Annotated in this window: 1 pseudogene; it reads right to left on the bottom strand. The window is 45.3% G+C overall.

What is annotated here, in order from left to right:
* Nucleotides 1-481: pseudogene (locus tag AB4585_RS26910) on the bottom strand (competence/damage-inducible protein A); the annotation flags it as partial.

Below are 481 nucleotides of genomic sequence, written 5' to 3'. Positions count from 1 at the left end.
ACACCCAATGATGAAAATATCCTTGGGTTGCATAATCAAACACATTAAGTCCAATGCCCTGCTCTTTCATCAATGAAATCGTAAAGTCACGAACTTCTTGGTTTACCGAGAGCGTATTTAACGACAGTTCTTGCTCGACACTCGCAATAAACTCACTGATCTGTTTATTGACGTCGCCGTAGAAAATCTTCACTTCAATAAAGGGTAATGCCGAGCGATACCCTAGCGACACGCCAACGGGCAAGTCTAGGGCTTCAATCTGATTGGCAATGCCAGATTCTGATAAGCCGAATGTATAGATGCGATGAACCTGCTTCTGGCTTACTGAAGAGAAGTTTTGCTGAATGTTAGGGAGGATCTCCCCTGCCACCATCGTCTTAAATTCGTGAGGAACCCCTGGCGTGAAATAGCAGAGAGCACCATGAATACGCACCATAAAACCACAAGCTGTGCCTCTAGGGTTATCTAGAATCGCACTGCC

This window comes from Vibrio sp. 10N.222.49.C9 (genome assembly GCF_041474985.1).
Lineage (GTDB): Bacteria > Pseudomonadota > Gammaproteobacteria > Enterobacterales > Vibrionaceae > Vibrio > Vibrio crassostreae_C.
The sequence above is the reverse complement of the archived record's forward strand: the minus strand, read 5'-3'. Positions and strand labels throughout refer to the sequence as shown.